The sequence below is a fragment of the Candidatus Bathyarchaeia archaeon genome (assembly GCA_038873195.1).
In the GTDB taxonomy this organism is placed as follows: domain Archaea; phylum Thermoproteota; class Bathyarchaeia; order Bathyarchaeales; family Bathycorpusculaceae; genus DSLH01.
The window spans coordinates 806,957-827,019 of the sequence record JAVZEV010000001.1 but is presented as its reverse complement, the minus strand read 5'-3'; the positions used below and the strand labels follow the sequence as shown (position 1 = coordinate 827,019).

Here is a 20,063-nt window from a genome sequence, read left to right as displayed (position 1 = left end):
ACGTGCATTTAAACGTTAAAATCGTAAGTGCATGTTTAAGATTGCTAAAGACGCTATGAGTGCTTCTTCTGTTCTAACAGTCTCCGTTCCTTGCGTTGGAATTGTGTTGACGATAAAATCTACTACATCGTCCAAGTTGAACCCTTCACGTTTTACTATTTCGTACAAGCCTTGAGTTGGCGCACCGAACGCTACAAGAATTTTTTGTGCTGGTTGCCATCGTTCTGAAATTTCTTCGGATGCATCTACAAATGGAGTGCCATATTTGGAGGTGGCGATGGTTAAATCGAAATTTCTGTTTTTTAACATTTTCACGAATGGTTGTGTTTCAGGGGTGATTGTGTATCCCCAATAATGGGGTATTTCTTCGCGGCTTGCGGTTTCAACTTGTGCTTGCTCGTTTATCTTGGTTATTTTTACGGTTATGCGCTTGTTTTTTGGTAATTGTTTATTTTGGATTATTGCTGGTTTTTCTACGCCTATGTCTATGAGTGTGCCATTTTCCTTGTTAGATAGTGTTACTCCTTCTCGGTATTCGCCGATTTTCAAATCTTTTGTTTTGCGGTTTAATGGGTGGTGTGGTGTGCGTAATGGTGGAAGTATTCCTGCGTATCGTAGTGTTGGTTTGAGTTTGAACAATCTTTTTCTTAGATACTGGGGTGTTTCTATGTAAGCGAGCAAGGTTGCGATTAAATCTATCTCATGTCTTTGATTTGTTTCCGGGTTATCTGGGTAAACTATGATTTCGTCTACTTTGAAAATTGCGGCTGCTCTTCCGATAAGACCTATTTTTGATGTTTTTTCACGTAAATGAGGAGTGTCAGAAACAACCGAAGCAGGTATGGCTATCGAAATTTTTTTCTCGTTCAAACTGTGTTTTCCGCCTTTATTGCTATTGGGCTAACCCTCAAATGGTTATTATTTATACATCTTATGCTTAAAAGCTAAAAGCGTATGGCTTTCACATTTGACTGTAACGGGTGAAGGAGTTTGCCAAAAACAGCCATTCTGGATAGTCTTGAGGAAATTAAACGGATTGATAAGAGCGATATGCTCTCTTTCTGCGTTGATGCTCCTAAACATTGCAGTGAAGCCGCAAGGTTAGCTGAAACGATTCATATCAGTTATCCAAAGCCTAACTCAATAATTGTTGCGGGCATGGGTGGGTCAGCTATCGGCGGCGAGCTTTTAAAAGATTGGACACGAGACAAATTGACCGTTCCAATAGAAGTTTGTCGGGAATACTCTTTACCTGAGTATGCAAACAAGAGCACTCTGGTTTTTGTTGTGAGCTATTCTGGCGAAACTGAGGAGTCACTAAGCGTATTTTTAGATTCGGTGAAACGAGGATGTATGAGTGTTTGCATAAGTTCTGGAGGAACGTTGCAAGAATTTGCCGAAAAATTAGGTATTCCGCATTTACATGTTCCTTCTGGAATGGCTCCACGCGCAACTCTTCCTTACCTTTTCCTACCTCTTTGCATTTTGATGGAGAAAATCGGTTTAATCAAAGATGCCAAGCCTGAAATTTCTGAAACCATTAGTGTTCTGAAGCAGATTAGCGGGTCAAACGCGTCTACGATTCCTTTAAATGATAATTTTTCTAAGAAGTTGGCATTAAACATCCGCGGCACTGTTCCGGTTGTTTATGGCTTTGGAATTTACCGTGCAGTTGCTCAACGTCTCAAGCAGCAGTTTAATGAAAACAGTAAGGTTCCGGCGAAATGGGAGTTTTTCCCTGAACTTAACCATAACGAGATTGTGGGTTGGGAAAGGGCAGAGAAACTTGCAAAGTGCTTCTCTGTATTATTCATTCGGGACAATGACGAGTCAGAAGCAATGCGGCAGAGAATTGAAACTACGAAGGAGCTGATAAGCAAAGAGTTATTGAAGGTTTTTGAAATTCGAGGTCAAGGTAGAGGAAACTTGGCGAAGATGTTGTCGACGGTTGTTTTTGGTGATTTTGTTAGTGTTTATTTGGCTGTTCTGCGTGGTGTCGACCCGACGCCGGTGAAAACTATAGCTTTTTTGAAGGAAAGGATGAAGCATGTTGGAGTGAAGGAGAAGGTGGTACGTGAACTGCAGAAAATTGTTAGGCATTAAGGCGCTTAAGTTTGTTTTTCCATGATGAAGTCCATGAACATTTTCTCTGCAGTTTCCAGCGGTATAATTTGTGGTGGATGTTTAAACGCGTAGGCGCAGATTGGCAATATGGTTCCTTTTAGCTTTTTGTCCAGCGCTATCTTCATGGTTCTTATTACATCTAACAATACAGAACCCGCGTTTGGCGCGTCTACTGTCGAAAGTTTCAAGTCTATTTGCATTGGGGTGTTGCAGAAGTATAAGCCTTTTATCCAGAAGTAACTGTCTCGTCTGTTCTCTAAAAAGTCAACGTAATCTGTTGAGCCTGCAACCACTTCAGCCTTGTATGGCAAAGCGGTTTCTACAGATTTTGTTTTGACGGTGCGTTTTACGTCTCTTGTTCTTTCAAGCGTGTCTAAGGATTCTGTTCCTCCGCCGACATCTAGCTGGTATGTTTGGGTTATGCGAACGCCATGCATTGAAAGGAGTTTCAGTAATGTTTTGTGTAGTGTGGTTGCGCCTACTTGGTCAATTAAATCGTCGCCTGCAAGTTGCAGTTCTGCGTCTTCAAAGCGTTTAGCCCATGCTGCGTCGCTTGCGATAAAAGCTGGTGTAGCATTTACGAACGCGCAGCCTGCCTTTAAGGCTTGTTCAGCATACCATTTTGAGGCTTTTGCTGCACCGCTTGGAAGCAGATTTAGCATGATTTCTGCGTCGTTTTCTTTCAATGCGTCTGCGATGTTTGTTTCTGGTTGGTTGCTGATTTGGATGAGGTTTTTTGTGTATTCGCCGATGCCATCTAATACGGGACCTTTGTTTACAGTAACGTTCAAGTTTGGTACAGTGGTTATTTTTGGGGCGTTGTTTGGTGCTGCAAAAATTGCTTCTGAAAGGTCTTTGCCGACTTTTCTGTTGTCGATGTCGAAGGCTGCGACAATTTGTACGTCTCTTGGGTGGTAGCCCCTTATAAATAAGTGGCGTAGTCCAATGGCTTGGTTTTCTTTATCGCAATTGCTGTAGTATTGTATGCCTTGAATTAGAGCGGATGCGCAGTTTCCAACACCGACGATGGCAACTTTTATTTTTGGCATGGTTGATTCCTCTCTTTTGCATTTGATATTTTGCGTCTTCTTTATAAAATGCTACGTTGCCTTATTGCTAAAATGGTGAATGATGAGGTTAGGGTTTGGTTGGACGTATCTCTTTTTTTTGTTAGTTTTGTCTTAAGCTGGAAAAGTTTTGTGCGACAAATAAGCGTGTGTTTTGTGCTCTTTGAAAGTTATAGCCCTCCCTTATATATAGGTTGAAACACTGGTTCTTCCTTGGTTGATGTTTTTGGCATGTTGTGAATGGAATCAGACATTGAATATGGCTATTGTAGAGCAGAATTTAACAGTAAGAAAAACGCGAAAGACCGTGTGATGCTCGATTCCAAATAGACGAGAATGGAAAAATACAGGATGTAAAAATTGTTGAACACATAAAACTAGAATAGTCAGCACTTGATGTTGTAACGCAAACTGCTTGTAACATTTCTGAAACTATTGCAAATTTTAGTAAGCCTTAAAGTCTTTGAGTAAGTATCAATAGAAAAGGCTGAACACAATTGATTGATAAGACTAAAAATTTGGACAAGTTTGCAATAATTGACGAGTTAGCGCGCCGCAGAGGCTTCTTTTGGCAATCATACGAAATGTATGGCGGAGTAAGCGGCTTCGCAACTTACGGTCCTTTAGGCGCAAAACTAAAGCAGAACATCGAAAACAAACTTCGAGAACTCTTCGTAAACAAACTAGGCATCTTAGAAATAGAATCTCCAATAATCGCTCCAAGCAAGGTATTCGAAGCCTCAGGCCACGTGGACCATTTCAAAGAAGCCATGGTGGAATGTCTAAAATGCAAGAAACGATTCCGCGCAGACCATCTACTCCAAGAATTCGCAAAAATAACCGAGGCTGAAGCTGAAAAGCTAAGTCTAAAAGAATTGAAAACCGCAATCAAAAAACATAATATTAAATGTCCAGAATGCAGCGGCGCTTTCAGCGAACCAAAACTGTTCCTAACAATGTTTAAAACCACGATAGGTCCGTATTCCGGCGCGGTTGGTTATGGAAGACCCGAAGCAGCGCAAGGAATTTTTGTAGAGTTTCGGCGTTTGTACGAAATGGCTCGAGAAAAGCTTCCCTTTGGCGTTCTGCAAATTGGTCACGCGTTAAGAAACGAAATTTCACCGAGGCAAGGGCTCATACGATTGAGAGAATTCACAATAGTGGATTTAGAATTCTTTTTTGACCCTGAAGAACCCGACTGTTTTCTCTTGAAAGATGTTGAAAATGAAAAGTTGCGGCTTTTGCTTGCTGAGACCAAACTACGGGAATCTGACGAAATAACTGAAGTTACTGTAAAAGAGGCACTAAAGAAAGGTCTAATCAAAGCAGAGTGGCAAGCAGTTTTCATGGCTTACGCCAAAAAACTATTAATGGATTTAGGTGTTCCAGCCGAAAAACAACGTTTCATAGAGAAACTTCCTTGGGAAAGAGCCCATTATTCGCTTCAGAGTTTTGACCAAGAAGTTTACGTTGAACGTTGGGGTTGGGTAGAAGTTTCTGGGCACGCTTACAGGGCAGATTACGACTTAAAACAACACATGAACTTCAGCGGAGAAGACTTGCAAGTTTACAAAGAATATGCTAAACCAGTCGAGAAGGAACAGCTAATCATAAAGCCAGTGATGGCTAAGCTTGGTCCAACGTTTAAAGCTGAAGCTGCGAAAGTGGCGGAGCTTTTTTCTAAAGCTGACCCAGAGAAGGTTGAGGCTTCTCTGAAGAAGAACAAATACTACATGCTTGGAAAATACAAGATTCTTCCAGAACACGTAATGATTACACGGCAAAAGGTTGTTGAACGCGGAAAGCGTTTCATCCCGCACGTTGTTGAACCCAGTTTCGGCTCTGACAGGCTTGTTTATGTCGCCCTTGAGTACGCCTACAATGTTAAGGATGATAGAGCTGTGCTAAGCTTCCCTCGTGATATTGCGCCAATACAAGTCGGCGTTTATCCTCTTGTAAGCAAAGATGGACTGCCCCAAAAAGCATTAGAAGTGTATACCATGCTACTCGATGAAGGTTTCGCAGTTGAATATGACGAAGCGGGTTCAATTGGTAGAAGATACGCTCGTGCAGACGAAATCGGCGCAGCCTTAGGCGTAACAGTTGATTATGAAACACTGAAAAACGATACAGTAACTATTCGCGACCGCGATTCATGGAAACAAGTCAGAACCAAAATCCAGAACCTGCCAGAGCTTCTGCGCAAATATTTCAAGAAGAAAATCAATTTTGAAGATTTAGGTAAGCCACTCTAAAGCACTGTTTACGTTACCTTTTTTAATGCTTCAGTATATTTAATGATAAGAAAATTTGCCCTGTTTTGCGGGCGGGAAAAACTTTGGTGCTTCCAGCAGAAACTGAAGAACGTGTAAAACGGCGAGCCTTAACCGTTTGTCAAGACCACCTAAGAAAAGTCTTAGACGTCACTCGAAAGGTTCCACAAATGATAGACTGTTTTATGCGAAACGATAAGGAAAAAGCAAAACAGCTTTTCACTGAAATCAGAAGCGGCGAAGAAGAAGTTGACAAAGCCAGACGACTGGTTTCGCAGGAACTTGCAGAGATAGGCGCTATTCTTCTTAGCAGAGAAGACTTTTTGAGGTTTACCAACTTGACAAGCGAAATTGCGGACTTCTCTGAAGGTATAGCCTTCAGGCTAGTTGAAATTATGGAGCACAATTGGAACGTTTCGGGAGACATAAAGAAAGATTTGCTTAAGCTTTCCGAGGCTGTTTTGGACGCTGTTGTTAGGCTTAGAGAGACTGTAATGGTTCTGAGTTATGGTCCCGCTAAAGCTATGGAAAAAGCTAAGGACGTTGAGGTTGCTGAAAGGGCTGTTGATGAGCTTTACCGCGAGTTTGAAATAAAACTTCTAAGCAGCAAGTTAGAGTTTCCCGTGTTGATTTTATTAAGAGATGTTCTGCAACTTCTTGAGGATTCTGCTGACAAGGCGGAAGATGCTTCCGATGCTGCACGAATCTTATCTTTGATTATGTGAGAGCGCGAAAAACGAAATGCCTAAAAAAATAGAAGTGGAGTTCATCGAAAACTTCTTAGTGGTGTGGGATTCAACTAAGGGCTCAGAACTTTACAAAATGGGTTTCTACGGAAAACCTTTAGGAATTTCTAAACCAAAAATTCCGGAATTCAATGTTCCGCTTGTTTTAGATTTGATGGAAGGCTTGTATCTTGCAACGAAGGGAATTATAACCATCTATGAGGGCATTGACAAGAAGAAAGTTAGTCTAGTTAAGTTACGTCAAAGAGCTAGGCAATTGTATGAAGATTTTGACGAGAAATACGCTGTTTATCGAGATTTGCGAGATGACGGATTAATCGTCACACCAGGGATAAAGTTCGGATGTGACTTTGCTGTTTACAAATATGGTCCTGGTGTTGAACACGCGCCGTATATGGTGTCTGTTAAAAGTGCCAAGTCTGAAATTACCGCCACTGACATTGTTAAAGCTGGAAGACTAGCGACAACCGTCAGAAAAAGATTCATTATTGCAGTGCCGAACGTAGAGAAGGGAAAAATACGATATCTAATTTTTAAGTGGTTCAAAGCCTAAATAAGCATAGAAAAGTGGTCATTTCCTCTTCTCTTTATTAAAACAGATTTTAAGTATGATACTTTGATAGGATGGAATGAACCTGTTTATGGGTGTTTTTCTGAAATAACTGTCAGTAATTCTTCTTCAAGGGTTGGTTTCTGCGGGTTTTCAATTATTTTTCCGACTTCTTTCCCTTCCTTAGAGAATAATATTATGAGTGGAATCTTATCCACTCTGAATGTTTCTACCTCAGGCGGCGATGGCGGGATTCTCCATTTTCTAATATGACTTAACGGGTCTTTCATTAATCCACCGAAGACTCTGACTTCCAATCCTGTTGCCTCTGATATTAATGCTAGAACTGGGATGTTGGCGGCGCAGTCTTTGCACCATTCTGCTGAAAAAGCAATCACCACAAATTTGTCTGCAAATTTTTTAAGTTGGGTTATCGCTTCTTGATTTAACTTGTAAGTTTGTTTTCTGGCGAAGAATTTTTCGCGGAATGGTTCTTTTAAACTATTTAAATATTCGTTTACTGAAACTGTTCTCTTTCTGATTTCAGCTAATTCGATGTCCATTTTTAACCTGGCATTAATGTTTGATTGTTGAATTCTCCTCTTACATATTGGTGAGGGTAGACTTTTGTTGCTGTTAGTTTGCATCCTTCTGCTATTGTGACATCATCCGCAACAACTGATACTCCCTCTATCGTTGTCTGTTTCCTCGGACTTGATAAAACAGTCACGTGTCTTCCTACAATGCTGTCCTTTATCTCCGCTTTCTCTTCGATTATGACCCTGTCTAGAATTGCCGAATTCTCTATTACAGCATTCTTTCCTATCTTCGTATAATTGTCAATGCATGAATTCACCAGTCGCACACCATCGCTTATTTCACAGTGCCGCCCAATCAGAACGGCACCCTCAATTTCTATCCTTCCCTGTTTAATCTTCCTTATAATTTCTTGTCTTCTCTTCTGCGATTCAGAGCTTTCTCCTTGAACCCACACTCTTGTTTCTTCGCCTATTCTTCCTCCAAAATCCTTTAAGGACGAGAAGCGTCCATTGAGCATGTCTTGCATTGCTTCCAAATAGCGTTTTGGACTGCCGACATCATACCAGCTTCCCTTCAAAGTGTACCCGTACACTGGTCTTCCAGTTTTTATGAGGTATGGAATAAAGTCAAAACCAAAATCTAGGCGATTTTTTTCTTTGATTATTTGTTTTACTCCTTTTTCTTTGAAGATTTTCTTTATTTCTGGAGAGACCATGTATAAACCCGTGTTGGCAAGGTTTGATGGGGCTTCTTTAGGTGTTGGCTTTTCAACGAATCTTGAGATTTTCATGTCTTTGTTTATGTCAGCTATTCCGTAGCCTTCAACATCAGCAACCTCCCGCAATGCTATCGTCATAGTTGCGCCTTTTTTTCTGTGAAATTCTACAAGCTCTTTCACATTCACATCAAAGATGTTGTCACCTTGCACCGCGAAAACAGGGTCTCTAACGTTGTAATATTCCATGTTTATTCTCGCTGAATCTGCACTTCCTAAGTCATCAACGTTGGGTTGATATTTTATGTGAACACGTGGACTGATGCCATACCTTGTGGAAAATCCATAGCCTGACTCAAAATAGTCATGTAAATCTCTATAATTCGTGTAACCTTTCACTCCGAAAATGAAGTTTCGGATGCCTTGACGTGCAAGAGATAGAAGCGAAAATTCTATTAACGGTCTATTCAAGAGACGGATGCAGGCCTTGCTGGTTTCCGCTGTAAGCGGTAATAAGCGTTTGGCTTTGCCGCCTACTGGAATTATCACTCTTAGTCTTTCTGGTGCGTAGTTGTCACGCAAAAGTTGTCACCAACTTCGAAAATGTTTATTTTACGTTCAACGTATTAAACTTTCGAATCTTATCGTGAGTTTTATAACTTTAATGAAGGCTTATGGTTTAGTGCAAGGCTTGAGAAAATGCAGAAATTCGTTGGTTATCTGCGTTTGATGCGTCCAGTTAATTGTTTAATGATGGGTTTCGCGGTAATAGTCGGCGCGGCGCTTGCAAGCTCAAGTGAGTTAGGCGTTTTTTGGCAGAATTTAGCTTATGGCTTTTTCACTGGTTTCTTTCTTACTGGCGCTTCCATGGCGATAAATGATTATTACGACCGGGAAATAGACGCCATAAATGAACCGAATCGCCCGATTCCAAGCGGGGTAATCAAGCCAAAAAATGCCCTAGTCTTCGCATTTATCCTTACTGCCACAGGTTTTGTGTCTGCATATTTAACAAATATTCTCTGTCTATTTACCGCCTTAATTGCTTGGATAGTTTTCGTTATTTATATCACAATTGGAAAACGTAGCGGATTACCCGGGAATCTTCTTGTGAGCACATGTGTGGCAATACCCTTTATCTATGGCAGCGTAGCAATCGCTAATGAAGTCAAAACAAACGTCTTAATTTTCGTCTCTATGGTTTTTCTTTCTAACACGGGCAGAGAAATAACCAAGGGAATCGTGGATATTGAGGGAGACAAAGCGCGAAACGTGAAAACTTTGGCTGTGCGTTTTGGTGAAAGAGCCGCGGCTGTTGCGGCTTCGGTATTTTATCTTTCTGCGGTTTTACTTAGTCCTGTTCCGTGGCTTTTAAACATCGTTTCTTTATGGTTTATTCCATTTGTTGCAGTAACTGATTTTGGGCTTGTTGCTTCTTCAATTCTGCTTCTAAGGGATTATTCGAGAGAAAACGCCAGAAAAATCAAGAACATTGTTCTGTTATGGTTTGTTTTTGGATTAGTAGCTTTCCTTGTCGGTGTTCTTGTATTGTGAGTTGATGTTTGGTGAAGAAATCAATCATGTATTATGTTGCCATCCTTAGTATTGTTCTAAAAATTGGACTTATAAGTGTCATATTCTAGAACTATATTTTGAGAAGCGTGTTGCTTGTTGAATGAGGCTGAAGAGGCAAAGTTTGAATACGCGCTTAGGGGAAAGGCTTGGAAAGTATACTGGCTTCTTTTGAAAAGCGGTCATCCCCTGAGTGTCCGAGAAGTTCAGAAAGCCTTGCATTTTAGCAGTCCTAGTGTGGCGCAGCATCATCTTGAACAGCTCCGAGAATTGGGACTGGTTGAGAAGCAGAATGTCGGCGGTCACTATTTCTTAGTCAACGAAGTCAAAATTGGCGTGCTTAGACACTTTGTCAAGCTGGGAAGATTATTGTTCCCGCGTTACTTCTTTTATGCCGTGTTTTCCACCGTTTTTTACGCTCTTTTTCTTTTATTTCTCGTTCAAGGGATTACAAGAGAGAACTTGTTTATAATAACTTTCGGAGCCATTGTCTCGGTTATTTTCTGGTACGAAGCATTTCGAGTATGGTCTTTACGACCGTACTAACTTTTGGAACATCGCGTTCCAAAGTATAGCATGAAATATCGCTGAAACTCTAACGAGTAGTAGGTGATTAATCAGTGGAAAGCAAAATTAAGAAACAAGCACTCATCTATGGACTCGCTGCTATTCTGCTCGCCTCTATATTAACAGCAGTAATTCTTAACATCATTATCCCGTTTAAGTATACTCCCGGCGCTCCACCAATCTCGGCACCACAGTCTCCTCTGCTCTCATCATTTCAATCCGAGGAAGAGCTGAAGAACTTCTTAAGAATAAATTCTAGGAATCAAGCGCCTTTCTGGATTTATGGATCTGCAGATGCCAGGTTCACTAACTCGCTTGGCATACTATCTGAAAGCGGAATAGTGAAAAGTGCTGCTCCTTCGCATTCAACCACAAACATTCAAGTTGCTGGAGTAGATGAAGCAGACGTTGTAAAAGTTGACGATAGGGGTTATATGTACACTTTGTCTGGTAATGCGGTTTATATCCTGAGAGCTTATCCTCCCACGCAGGCTAAAATAGTTTCAAAAATAACCTTTGAGAATCTATATCCTGTTGGACTTTTTGTCAACGGCGACAAGTTAGCGGTTTTAGGGTCAGAATATCACTTTCCACTAGTTTACGATAAATATTACGTTGTTGATATCAAGACCTTCGTGAAAGTATACGATGTCGAAAATCCTGACAATCCAATACTCTTGCGCGACCTTGTCATTTCAGGTAGCTACTTCAACTCCAGAATGATTGGCGACTATGTCTACTTCGTCGTCAGTGAAGCAGCTTATTTGATTAATGAAACGCTTTTCCTTCCAGAAATTAGCTCTGACGGTAAAATCATACGGATTGCTCCTACTGAAATCCGATACTTCAATGGAACTGATGAATATTATCAGTATACAACATTCTTTGCTATGAACATGCAAAACATAACGGAATCACCAGTTTATTTGACACTAATGCTTGGTGGCACATGCAACATGTATGTCTCACTCAATAACATATATGTGACATATCGAGGCTGGGACTGGAATGGCAACACCACTATCTACCGAATACGTGTACAAGGTAGTAATATGACATGCGAAGCCAGAGGAACAGTGCCAGGGCATGAACGCAACCAATTTTCAATGGATGAATACAGCGACTATTTCAGAATCGAAACAACGTCGTGGACACAGAACTGGACAACGCAAACAAACCTCTACGTGCTAGACATGAATCTAAGCGTAGTTGGAAAACTGGAAGGGCTTGCACTTGGTGAAAACTTCCATTCCGCCAGATTCATGGGCAATAGAGCTTATTTTGTAACTTTCAAAAAAACTGACCCCTTGTTCGTGATAGACTTAAGCCAACCAACCAACCCCTCAGTTCTAGGAGAACTGCACATTCCTGGGTACTCAGATTATCTGCATCCTTATGATGAAACACATCTAATCGGTATAGGCAAACATACAGTCGAAGCAGACGAAGGAGACTTTGCATGGTATCAAGGAGTAAAAATATCCCTCTTTGACGTCACCGACGTCAACAATCCAAAACAAATAGCAAACTACACGATTGGTGATAGGGGATCAGATTCACCGGTTCTGAGCGATCATAAAGCGTTTCTTTTTGATAAGTCAAAAAATCTTCTAGCTATACCCGTTTTAGTTGCAGAAATAGATGAAAGCGAATATCCCGGCGGTGTACCTCCTTGGGCATTAGGAGAACCAGTGTGGCAAGGTGCTTACGTGTTTAGCGTGTCTCTTGAAGGTTTTATGCTTAGAGGAAATATTACTCACTTATCTGTAGGGATGGATGTATGGGCTCCTAGTTACTGGGTGAAGCGAATATTTTACATCGAGGAAACACTTTACACCGTGTCTGACAAAAAAATTAAAATGAACAGCTTGGACGACTTACATTTGATAAACGAAATTGAACTTCCATAGTTTCTTATTTTTTCTCTGGTTCTATGTGAACGGTGACTATTGTTTCCGCAAATTTTTCCTTCAATTTTTCTTCAATATAAGAAGCGAGTTCATGCGCATCTTTTATTGACGGTTTGCCGCTGAAACTGCAGTCTATGTTTATGTAACGTCTTTTTTCAGCCACGTAAGTCACTATTTTTTTAATTTCAAAAGTTTGCTTATACTTATCCATAGCATGATAAACAATTTCTTTTATTTCATTCTCGTCTACTGCAGAGCCTTTCCGCAATTCAGCGTCAAATGGTTCTATGTGAACAGTTATGTTTTTAACATCCCGTATTCCTTTACTAACTTTTTGTTCAATTTTATCCGCTATTTCATGGGATTTTTCGATGGACATCGTTGGGTCTACTTGCGCATGCAATGTTATGTACAGTCTTCCTCTAGTGCATGTTACATTTATTTCATGAGCTTCCTTTACACCTTCAACTTCGGTTGCCAATTTCTCCACAAGCTTTTCAGTTCGTCCTTCTGCTTCTAATGGTTCAATGTGAATTGTGACATCTGCATTTCCCAGAGAGCCTTTGATATCTGTTTCTATCTTTGAGGCTAGTGCGTGCGCTTCTTCTAGACTCATGTAATCTGGCACTTGCACCGTAGCTTCCACAAAGGTTTTCTCGCCTACCCTTCTGACTCTCAAGTTCTCGCATTTGCAGACTCCTTTTATGCTGAGTATTTCTTTCCTAACTTTTGTTGCAACGTCCCCTGATATTGCATCGCTTAACTCCATTCCACTGCTCCAGATTAATCTGACGCTTAAGTATCCTATTATAGCGCTAAGAACCATGGAAGCTAGCGCGTCGCCGAGGAAAATTCCTATCGTTGCCAGTCCAAATCCGAGAAACGCGATGAGTGTTGACCCTAAATCTGCTAGAGCATGGTAGAGTCCCGCTTTAACCGTTACACTTTCATGTTCTGTCTTATGCAACATTGTAACTCTTAATATGTCTATGCAGAAAGTGTAGGCGATGGCTATAAAACCAGCAAACTCCCACTCTGAAATCAAATATGGCTTGCTTTCCAGAAGTTTTAAAACAGCCTCAAACATCAAGAAAACTGCTGTAACAGAGAGAATTATTCCGCCAATTAATCCGCCAATAGGCTCAATTTTTTCATGCCCATACATGTGCTCCTCGTCTGGCGGTTTAAGCGAAGCTCTTGTCGCAATTACGAGCACAAACATGGATATGGCATCTAACAACGCATGAGCGCCATCACTTAGAATTGCTAAACTTCCAACAATAAAGCCCAAGATAACTTCTACAAAGACTACGCTCATTATTGCGACTGTCGAAATTTTCAGAATTAACAGTTTTTGATTGTGTTTTTCCATAATATGCATTCTTCTTCACGTAGTATTGCCAAATGTTAGAGATTTAAGAATTGTGTGGCGGCAATTTATTATTCACCTTACTTTTAACAAGAAAGTTATTATTGAAAACGAAACGTTTAAAATTAAAGATGCAATTAGGGTTGTAAGGTGCTAAATTTGCACGGTGAACGTTTTAACTTCACCTGAAAAAGCTGAATCTTCTTTTGGATTTATAAGCATCTACTCCGTAAGTTTTGAAGAAGGTGCTTGCACATGAGCGTTAGCGATATATTAGACGGAAAACTAACCGAAAAAGAAGTTGAGATAAAGGGCTGGCTAGTTACAAAACGTTCCGGCGGCGGAGTCCAGTTTTTGATGGTGCGAGACGGAACTGGAACAATACAAGCCACAGTTCACAAAGACGAAGTCTCTAAGAAAGTTTTCAGCGACGCTGACAAACTAACACAAGAATCATCCATCATAATTAAAGGCGTAGTTAAGGAGGACAAAAGAGCACCAGGCGGCTACGAAATAAGAATTAAGGATTTACAAATTATCCATTTAGCAGAACCAGAATATCCATTAGGCAAGAAGGAACACGGCATCGATTTCTTACTTGGCTTTCGACAATTATGGGTTCGAAGCCCAAGGCAAGTTGCTATATTGAAAGTGAGAGCTGAAATCGTGAAAGCATGCAGAGATTTCTTGGATGAAAGAGGTTTCACCTTAACGGATTCTCCAATTCTCACCCCAGCCGCCGTAGAGGGCGTTGCAACTCTTTTTGAAGTTCCATATTTCGGCGACAAAGCATTCCTAACACAAAGCGGACAGCTTTATGTTGAAGCTACAATCGCCGCGTTTGGCAAAGTTTACTGTTTCGGACCAACCTTTCGAGCTGAAAAATCAAAAACTCCACGGCATTTAACAGAGTTCTGGATGCTTGAGCCTGAAATGGCATTCTACACTTTTGAGGATAATTTGAAGCTTCAAGAAGAATTAGTCACATATATAGTGAAAACAGTCTTGGAAAAAAGAAAGCGAGAACTGGAAGCCTTAAAGAGAGACTTAAAGCCTCTGGAAAAAGTTGAGCCTCCTTTCGAAAGAATCAGCTACACGGAAGCAATAGAGATGCTGCAGAAAGCCAAATGCCCAATACAATGGGGAGAAGATTTGGGAGCACCTCATGAAAGATTCATTTCATTAAAATTTGAAAAACCTGTCTTCGTTCACAGATACCCAGCAAAAGTCAAAGCCTTCTACATGCAACCTGACCCGAAAAATCCTGAAGTTGCGCTTTGCGCTGATTTGATGGCTCCTGAAGGCTACGGCGAAATAATTGGAGGAAGCGAAAGAATTCACGATTTAAAACTGCTTGAACAAAGAATAGAAGAGTTCGGCTTGCCTAAGAAGGCTTACGAATGGTATTTAGATTTAAGAAGGTACGGCTCAGTGCCTCACTCCGGGTTTGGATTGGGACTTGAAAGAACTGTTATGTGGATATGTAAACTAAAGCACATACGGGAAGCAATTCCTTTCCCTAGGACAATCACTAGAATTTATCCCTAAAGCTGTAAAATGTGATGTTGAAATAAGCGGTCTAGTTTCTTCTGGTATAGGTCATTTAGGAATACTTTAAAGAATATGTATCGTATATACTAACATGTGAAGGGCGCATTCTGCAAAGAATGGAGGGCGAGAGGATGGGCACTGAAAATCTTGACAAAATCTTCAATCCTAAAAGAATTGCAGTAATAGGCGCAAGCGACGAGGAGGGCTCAGTTGGCGCCAGGCTTATACAAAATTTGGTTGGTGTAGGCTACACTGGAGTAGTTTATCCTGTTAACCCTTTCAGACCCACGGTTCAAGGCATCACTGCCTACCCAAGCGTCACTAAAATTCCGTGGCAAATAGACCTTGCAGTAATTGCAACTCCGGCGCATACGGTTCCGCAAATCGTAGAAGAATGTGGAAAAGCTGGCGTAGCGGGAGCAATCATTATTTCGGCTGGTTTTAGAGAAACAGGAAAAGAAGGAGAAGCACTCGAGAACCAAATTCTTGAACTCAAAAATAAATACAGCATGCGAATCATCGGGCCAAACAGCCTTGGAATAATGCGACCAAAAATCAAACTAAACGCTACGTTTGCAAATAAAACAGCCATGCCTGGAAGAATAGCGTTCATTTCTCAAAGTGCAGCGTTATGTGCTTCAGTGCTAGATTGGGCTGCTGAAGCAAATATTGGTTTCAGTGCCGTAGTCTCTACAGGCTCAATGATTGACGTAGATCTTGGAGACTTGATTGATTATTTCGGAAATGATGTTCAAACACGAAGCATCATACTCTACATTGAGTGTGTCACAGACGCGCGGAAATTTATGAGTGCTTCTAGAGGATTCGCTAGAGCCAAACCTATCGTAGTGGTGAAGGCGGGGCGTTTTCCCGAGAGTGCAGAGGCAACAGTTTCTCATATCGGCGCCCTCTGCGGAGAAGATGCAATTTACGATGCTGCTTTTAGACGCGCTGGAATTGTTCGTGTTGAAGCGATAAATGATCTCTTTAGCTGTGCAGAAGCTTTGGCGATGCAATCAAATCCAAAAGGACCAAATCTTACAATAATCACTAATGCTGGTGGACCGAGCATAATTGCAACTGATTGTCTCATTGCGCGTGGTGGGCGTCTTTCAAAGTTAAGCAGTGAAACTGTTCAGGCTTTGCGGAATGTTTTGCCTTTATATTGTCGTGTGGCAAATCCCATTGACATTTTGGAAGAAGCCACCGTGGACAGGTTTAGGAAGGTTATGGAAATATGTTTTAAAGATCCTAATAGTGATGGCTTCTTGATTGTGTATACTCCTCAAGGGGCGGCTAACCCTCTTGCAACAGCAAGAATGATAATTGAGCTTTCAAAACAAACCACAAAGCCGGTTCTTACGTCGTTTACAGGTGAAGGTGACTGTCGAAGGGCTAGGCAGCTGCTGCAAAAGAACAATATTCCAGCGTTTAGTACGCCAGAGCAGGCTGTTTCTACGTTCATGTACATGTATAGCTATACTCAAAACTTGGAGCTTCTCTATCAAACTCCAGAAGAGCTTTCCATCGAGTTAACTGTTCCCGCCTTTCTCAAAGAGATTTTGCGAAGAGCTTTTAGCGAAGGACGAAAGGTTTTGACTCAACCAGAGTCTCTTCAGTTTCTCGAGGCGTATCAGATTCCCACAATAAAAACTATGACTGCAAAGACTCCGGAAGAAGCTGAAGCTGTGGCTTCTGCGTTAGGATACCCAGTTGTCATGAAAGCCCTTTCGCCACAAATAACCCACAAATCCAAAGCTGAAAGCGTTATACTCAATGTTTGGTCACCAGCAGAAGTCAAAATGTTTTTTGACGAATTAGCGCAAAAAGTAAAAAGCTATAGCCCTGAAGCCGAATTTCAAGGCGTCGTAATCCAGCCCATGGTTCGAAAAAGAGGATACGAACTGCTTATTGGCTCTAAGAAAGATCCTCAGTTTGGCTCCGTAATAGTTTTTGGAATGGGTGGTGTGGCGACAGAGCTATTGCAAGATATAAGCATAGGGCTTCCGCCATTAAACCAAGTTCTTGCAAGACGACTTATAGAGAAAACTAAAATTTACCAGTTTTCTGAGTCAAGCGGTTTTCGTCCCAATTTTAAACTTCTCGAGGAGATTTTAGTGAAGTTTTCACAGCTTGTTATGGATTTTCCGGAGATAAAGGAGATTGATGTGAATCCTTTACTTGTCGATGAGAATAGTGCTGTAGCTGTTGATGCCAGAATAGTTATAGAAACTGAAAAAATGCTGCATGAAATTCAGCCTCACGAACATCTCGTGATAGCTCCCTACCCTAAGAAATACGTTACTCAGTGGACGTTAAAAGATGGAACCTCCGTGGTTCTTCGTCCAATAAAGCCTGAAGACGAGGCTCTCTTAAACGAACTTTATTGCTCTCTGTCTGAAGAAACGATGCGTCTTCGATTTTTCCAAGTTTTCAAAGAGGTTCCTCATAAAACCTTAACGCGTTATTGTAATATAGATTATGACCGTGAGATTGCCATTGTTGCGGAGATGCAGAAAGACAAAAGAAGCATAATTGGCGTTGCTTTGCTCACTTTGGAGCCTGGTGGAAAACGTGGAGAGTTTGCCGTTGTGGTAGGTGACCAATGGCAAGGACTTGGGCTTGGTTCCAAACTGCTTGATTGTATTATTGAAATTGGCAGAGATATGAAGTTAAAAACGATATTTGGTTACGTAATCTCAGACAACTCTAAAATGATTAACATGTGCACCAAAAAGGGGTTTAGGATACAGCCGTTTGACAGTGAACTTTCCATTGCGACATTAGAAATATCTTAGCACTTACTATTGTGGATTTTGAGAAGTAGAATTAAGAAAAATTTTGAAACTCGAAGTTTGATGTTTAGTTGTTAGGCAGTTTTTCTTTCATTTGCGTTCGAGAGCTGCTTTTACCGATTCATAGGCTTTCTTTGCTTCTTCCACTGCTACTCCATCTTCTAATGTGCTGACGTCTCCGAGAGTTGCTCCTGCAATTATCGCTTTTAATAAACGTCTCATGATCTTGCCGCTTCTTGTTTTGGGAACGGAGTCGACAAAGGCTATTGTGGTGTCTGATGCTACGAGTGGACCAATAGTGCTTCTTAAATGCATTTTTAGCTCGTTTGCAAGTTCTTGGCTTGGAGAATATCCTTGTTTGAGCACTGTGAAAATAAATGGTGTTTGCCCTTTTACTGGATCTTCTTTGCCGACACATGCCGATTCTGCTACGGCTGGATGTTTAATCATTGCCGATTCGATTTCTGCTGTTCCGATTCTGTGACCTGCAACTTTGAGAACGTCGTCAGCTCTTCCCAGCACCCATATGTATCCATCTTGGTCTTTGATAGCGAAGTCTCCAGTGTAGAAGTACATTTTACCCTTGAATCTTGACCAATAAACGTCTATGTATCTCTGTGGGTTTTTGTAAAGTGTCATGAGCATTCCTGGCCATGGTGAAGTTATGGCTAAATATCCTCTCACTCCGGGTTTGCATGGATTTCCGTCGTCGTCGAGAACTTCCATTGTAACTCCTGGTATGGGATAGCCGTTTGTTCCCGGTTTGAGTGGGAATATTTTTCCTAACCCAGGGAAGTGTCCTGTGAGCATTTGTCCTGTTTCTGTCATCCACCATGTGCTTGATGCGACTATGTCTTCTCTGCCGATGTTTTTGTAATACCATTTGAATGCTTCTGGGTTGATTGGTTCACCAACGGAATGGCAGATTCTTACTGTTGATAAATCGTATTTTCTGACAAGCTCTTCTGGGAATTTCATTAGCATTCTGATCGCTGTTGGCGTAGTGTAGAAGATTGTTACGCCATATCGCTGGATTATGTTCCACCATCTGTCTGGTCCCGGACAGTCTGGGGCTCCTTCATACATTACTGATGTCAAACCCGCCATGAGTGGTCCATAAACAATGTATGAATGGCCGGTAACCCATCCGATGTCCGCTGTGCACCAGTAAATGTCATCTTCGCGCACATCGAATATGAGCTTCATCGTAGTGTACAGAGCGACTGCATAGCCACCTATAGAATGTTGCGCTCCTTTTGGAGCGGCGGTCGTGCCTGATGTGTAGAGTATATAGGAGAAATCTTCTGAGCCGCATTTTTCGACTGGAATGTTTACATTCTGTGGCACATCTTTGATGAATTCGTGATGCCAAACGTCAACGTCATTATTCCATGGAATGTCTTGTCCTGTTCTTTTGACTACGATGACTTTTTCGATTTTGCATCCGTTTTGTGCGCATATTTTTACGGCTTCGTCGACGATGGGTTTCAAGCTTATTATTCGTCCTCTTCTATAGAACCCGTCTGCCGTAACTATGATTCTGGCGCCACCGTCTATTGCTCTAGTGGCTAGTGCGTCTGCGCTGAATCCACTGTAAACTATGCTGTGTTTTGCTCCTAATCTTTGTGCGGCGAGCATGTAGAATGGGAGTTCTGGAATCATCGGAAGATAGAATGTGAGAATTTCTCCCTTTTTGACCTTTAATTTCTCCTTCAAAGCGTAGCTAATAACGTTTGATATTCTGTGAATATCATAATATGTGAATTTTCTAACTTCCTTTGACTGCTGCAATGCGTCGTCCCATGGCTCTCCTTCCCATATCAGAGCTAACTTGTTTTTTCTGCCCTGTGCTAGTTGCCAGTCTGTGGCTAAGTACGCCAGATTAGTTTCGCCGCCGACAAACCACCTATAGAATGGCGGGTTGCTATCGTCTAATACTTTGTTCCACTTTTTGAACCAGAAAATCTCGTTTGCCCATTTTTCCCACCATTCTTCCTTTGCCTTTTTGTCTTTTACTGTGTTTTCGTACCATTCTTTGAAGTCCTTTTTGTTCCAGACTCTGTCTTTCCAACTGGGTGGGATTATGTCAGCTTCGAATTCTTTGTAAACTTCTATTGATTCTTTGGACATTTTATTTCACACCTTTTATGGTTTTGGTTACTTGGTTTTCTTTTTAGGAAAATTTGTTATCGTATATATGCATTTAGGTTCTTTTAAGAGGGAATTATTGTTGTTTGACTTTCAGATTTAATTTTGCACTAGCTTTTATTTTTTGGTAAAAAAT

At 41.2% G+C, this 20,063-nt stretch carries 15 protein-coding genes; 9 read left to right on the top strand and 6 right to left on the bottom strand.

Annotated elements, in window-relative coordinates:
- Window positions 1-15: 15 nt before the first annotated feature.
- Window positions 16-870 carry an RNA methyltransferase gene (locus QXW63_04610; GenBank protein MEM3461174.1) on the bottom strand — a complete coding sequence of 285 codons (855 nt, stop codon included), beginning with the start codon at window positions 868-870 and terminating at the stop codon, window positions 16-18.
- 120 nt (window positions 871-990) lie between these two features.
- On the opposite strand from QXW63_04610, the gene QXW63_04605 reads away from it, so the two are divergent.
- A complete protein-coding gene (locus QXW63_04605; protein MEM3461173.1) occupies window positions 991-2,103 on the top strand; it encodes a bifunctional phosphoglucose/phosphomannose isomerase in 1,113 nt (370 codons plus the stop codon).
- A gap of 5 nt (window positions 2,104-2,108) precedes the next feature.
- Here QXW63_04605 and QXW63_04600 read toward each other — a convergent pair whose 3' ends face one another.
- Window positions 2,109-3,173 (bottom strand): inositol-3-phosphate synthase, encoded by a 1,065-nt coding sequence (locus QXW63_04600; protein ID MEM3461172.1) that lies wholly within the window; start codon window positions 3,171-3,173, stop codon window positions 2,109-2,111.
- A 515-nt stretch (window positions 3,174-3,688) separates the two neighbouring features.
- Here QXW63_04600 and glyS point away from each other — a divergent pair.
- The 3 genes from glyS to endA all read left to right on the top strand — a co-directional run bounded on the left by glyS (window position 3,689) and on the right by endA (window position 6,763).
- The gene (gene glyS / locus QXW63_04595) at window positions 3,689-5,446 is read left to right on the top strand and encodes a glycine--tRNA ligase (GenBank protein MEM3461171.1); all 1,758 of its coding nucleotides are present in this window, start codon (window positions 3,689-3,691) and stop codon (window positions 5,444-5,446) included.
- A gap of 86 nt (window positions 5,447-5,532) precedes the next feature.
- Window positions 5,533-6,189: a DUF47 family protein gene (locus QXW63_04590; GenBank protein ID MEM3461170.1), complete on the top strand. Its 657-nt coding sequence runs from the start codon at window positions 5,533-5,535 to the stop codon at window positions 6,187-6,189.
- Between the two features lie 16 nt (window positions 6,190-6,205).
- On the top strand, window positions 6,206-6,763 hold the full coding sequence (gene endA / locus QXW63_04585; protein ID MEM3461169.1) for a tRNA-intron lyase: 558 nt from the start codon (window positions 6,206-6,208) through the stop codon (window positions 6,761-6,763).
- 86 nt (window positions 6,764-6,849) lie between these two features.
- On the opposite strand, the gene QXW63_04580 is transcribed toward endA, so the two are convergent.
- On the bottom strand, window positions 6,850-7,323 hold the full coding sequence (locus QXW63_04580; GenBank protein MEM3461168.1) for a thioredoxin family protein: 474 nt from the start codon (window positions 7,321-7,323) through the stop codon (window positions 6,850-6,852).
- Window positions 7,324-7,325: 2 nt separating this feature from the next.
- On the bottom strand, window positions 7,326-8,597 hold the full coding sequence (locus QXW63_04575; protein MEM3461167.1) for an NDP-sugar synthase: 1,272 nt from the start codon (window positions 8,595-8,597) through the stop codon (window positions 7,326-7,328).
- Between the two features lie 117 nt (window positions 8,598-8,714).
- On the opposite strand from QXW63_04575, the gene QXW63_04570 reads away from it, so the two are divergent.
- The 3 genes from QXW63_04570 to QXW63_04560 all read left to right on the top strand — a co-directional run bounded on the left by QXW63_04570 (window position 8,715) and on the right by QXW63_04560 (window position 12,064).
- On the top strand, window positions 8,715-9,569 hold the full coding sequence (locus QXW63_04570) for a geranylgeranylglycerol-phosphate geranylgeranyltransferase (GenBank protein ID MEM3461166.1): 855 nt from the start codon (window positions 8,715-8,717) through the stop codon (window positions 9,567-9,569).
- 117 nt (window positions 9,570-9,686) lie between these two features.
- Window positions 9,687-10,133 (top strand): hypothetical protein, encoded by a 447-nt coding sequence (locus QXW63_04565; GenBank protein MEM3461165.1) that lies wholly within the window; start codon window positions 9,687-9,689, stop codon window positions 10,131-10,133.
- Window positions 10,134-10,207: 74 nt separating this feature from the next.
- Window positions 10,208-12,064 carry a beta-propeller domain-containing protein gene (locus QXW63_04560; protein MEM3461164.1) on the top strand — a complete coding sequence of 619 codons (1,857 nt, stop codon included), beginning with the start codon at window positions 10,208-10,210 and terminating at the stop codon, window positions 12,062-12,064.
- 4 nt (window positions 12,065-12,068) lie between these two features.
- On the opposite strand, the gene QXW63_04555 is transcribed toward QXW63_04560, so the two are convergent.
- Window positions 12,069-13,436 carry a cation diffusion facilitator family transporter gene (locus tag QXW63_04555; GenBank protein MEM3461163.1) on the bottom strand — a complete coding sequence of 456 codons (1,368 nt, stop codon included), beginning with the start codon at window positions 13,434-13,436 and terminating at the stop codon, window positions 12,069-12,071.
- A gap of 252 nt (window positions 13,437-13,688) precedes the next feature.
- Between QXW63_04555 and asnS the strand changes: the two genes are divergently transcribed.
- On the top strand, window positions 13,689-14,981 hold the full coding sequence (gene asnS / locus QXW63_04550; GenBank protein MEM3461162.1) for an asparagine--tRNA ligase: 1,293 nt from the start codon (window positions 13,689-13,691) through the stop codon (window positions 14,979-14,981).
- A 134-nt stretch (window positions 14,982-15,115) separates the two neighbouring features.
- Window positions 15,116-17,782, top strand: a complete 2,667-nt coding sequence (locus QXW63_04545) for a bifunctional acetate--CoA ligase family protein/GNAT family N-acetyltransferase (protein ID MEM3461161.1) — start codon at window positions 15,116-15,118, stop codon at window positions 17,780-17,782.
- 87 nt (window positions 17,783-17,869) lie between these two features.
- Here the strand turns inward: QXW63_04545 and acs are convergent, their stop codons facing one another.
- Window positions 17,870-19,909, bottom strand: coding sequence for an acetate--CoA ligase (acs, locus tag QXW63_04540; protein MEM3461160.1), 2,040 nt, complete (start codon window positions 19,907-19,909; stop codon window positions 17,870-17,872).
- Between the last annotated feature and the right edge of the window lie 154 nt (window positions 19,910-20,063).

Bases quoted from the DNA above. Each gene is read 5' to 3' on its own strand.
- QXW63_04600 (MEM3461172.1), bottom strand. From the start codon at position 3,173: ATGCCAAAAATAAAAGTTGCCATCGTCGGTGTTGGAAACTGCGCATCC.
- endA (MEM3461169.1), top strand. From the start codon at position 6,206: ATGCCTAAAAAAATAGAAGTGGAGTTCATCGAAAACTTCTTAGTGGTG.
- QXW63_04580 (MEM3461168.1), bottom strand. From the start codon at position 7,323: ATGGACATCGAATTAGCTGAAATCAGAAAGAGAACAGTTTCAGTAAAC.
- QXW63_04570 (MEM3461166.1), top strand. From the start codon at position 8,715: ATGCAGAAATTCGTTGGTTATCTGCGTTTGATGCGTCCAGTTAATTGT.
- QXW63_04555 (MEM3461163.1), bottom strand. From the start codon at position 13,436: ATGGAAAAACACAATCAAAAACTGTTAATTCTGAAAATTTCGACAGTC.
- asnS (MEM3461162.1), top strand. From the start codon at position 13,689: ATGAGCGTTAGCGATATATTAGACGGAAAACTAACCGAAAAAGAAGTT.
- QXW63_04545 (MEM3461161.1), top strand. From the start codon at position 15,116: ATGGGCACTGAAAATCTTGACAAAATCTTCAATCCTAAAAGAATTGCA.
- acs (MEM3461160.1), bottom strand. From the start codon at position 19,909: ATGTCCAAAGAATCAATAGAAGTTTACAAAGAATTCGAAGCTGACATA.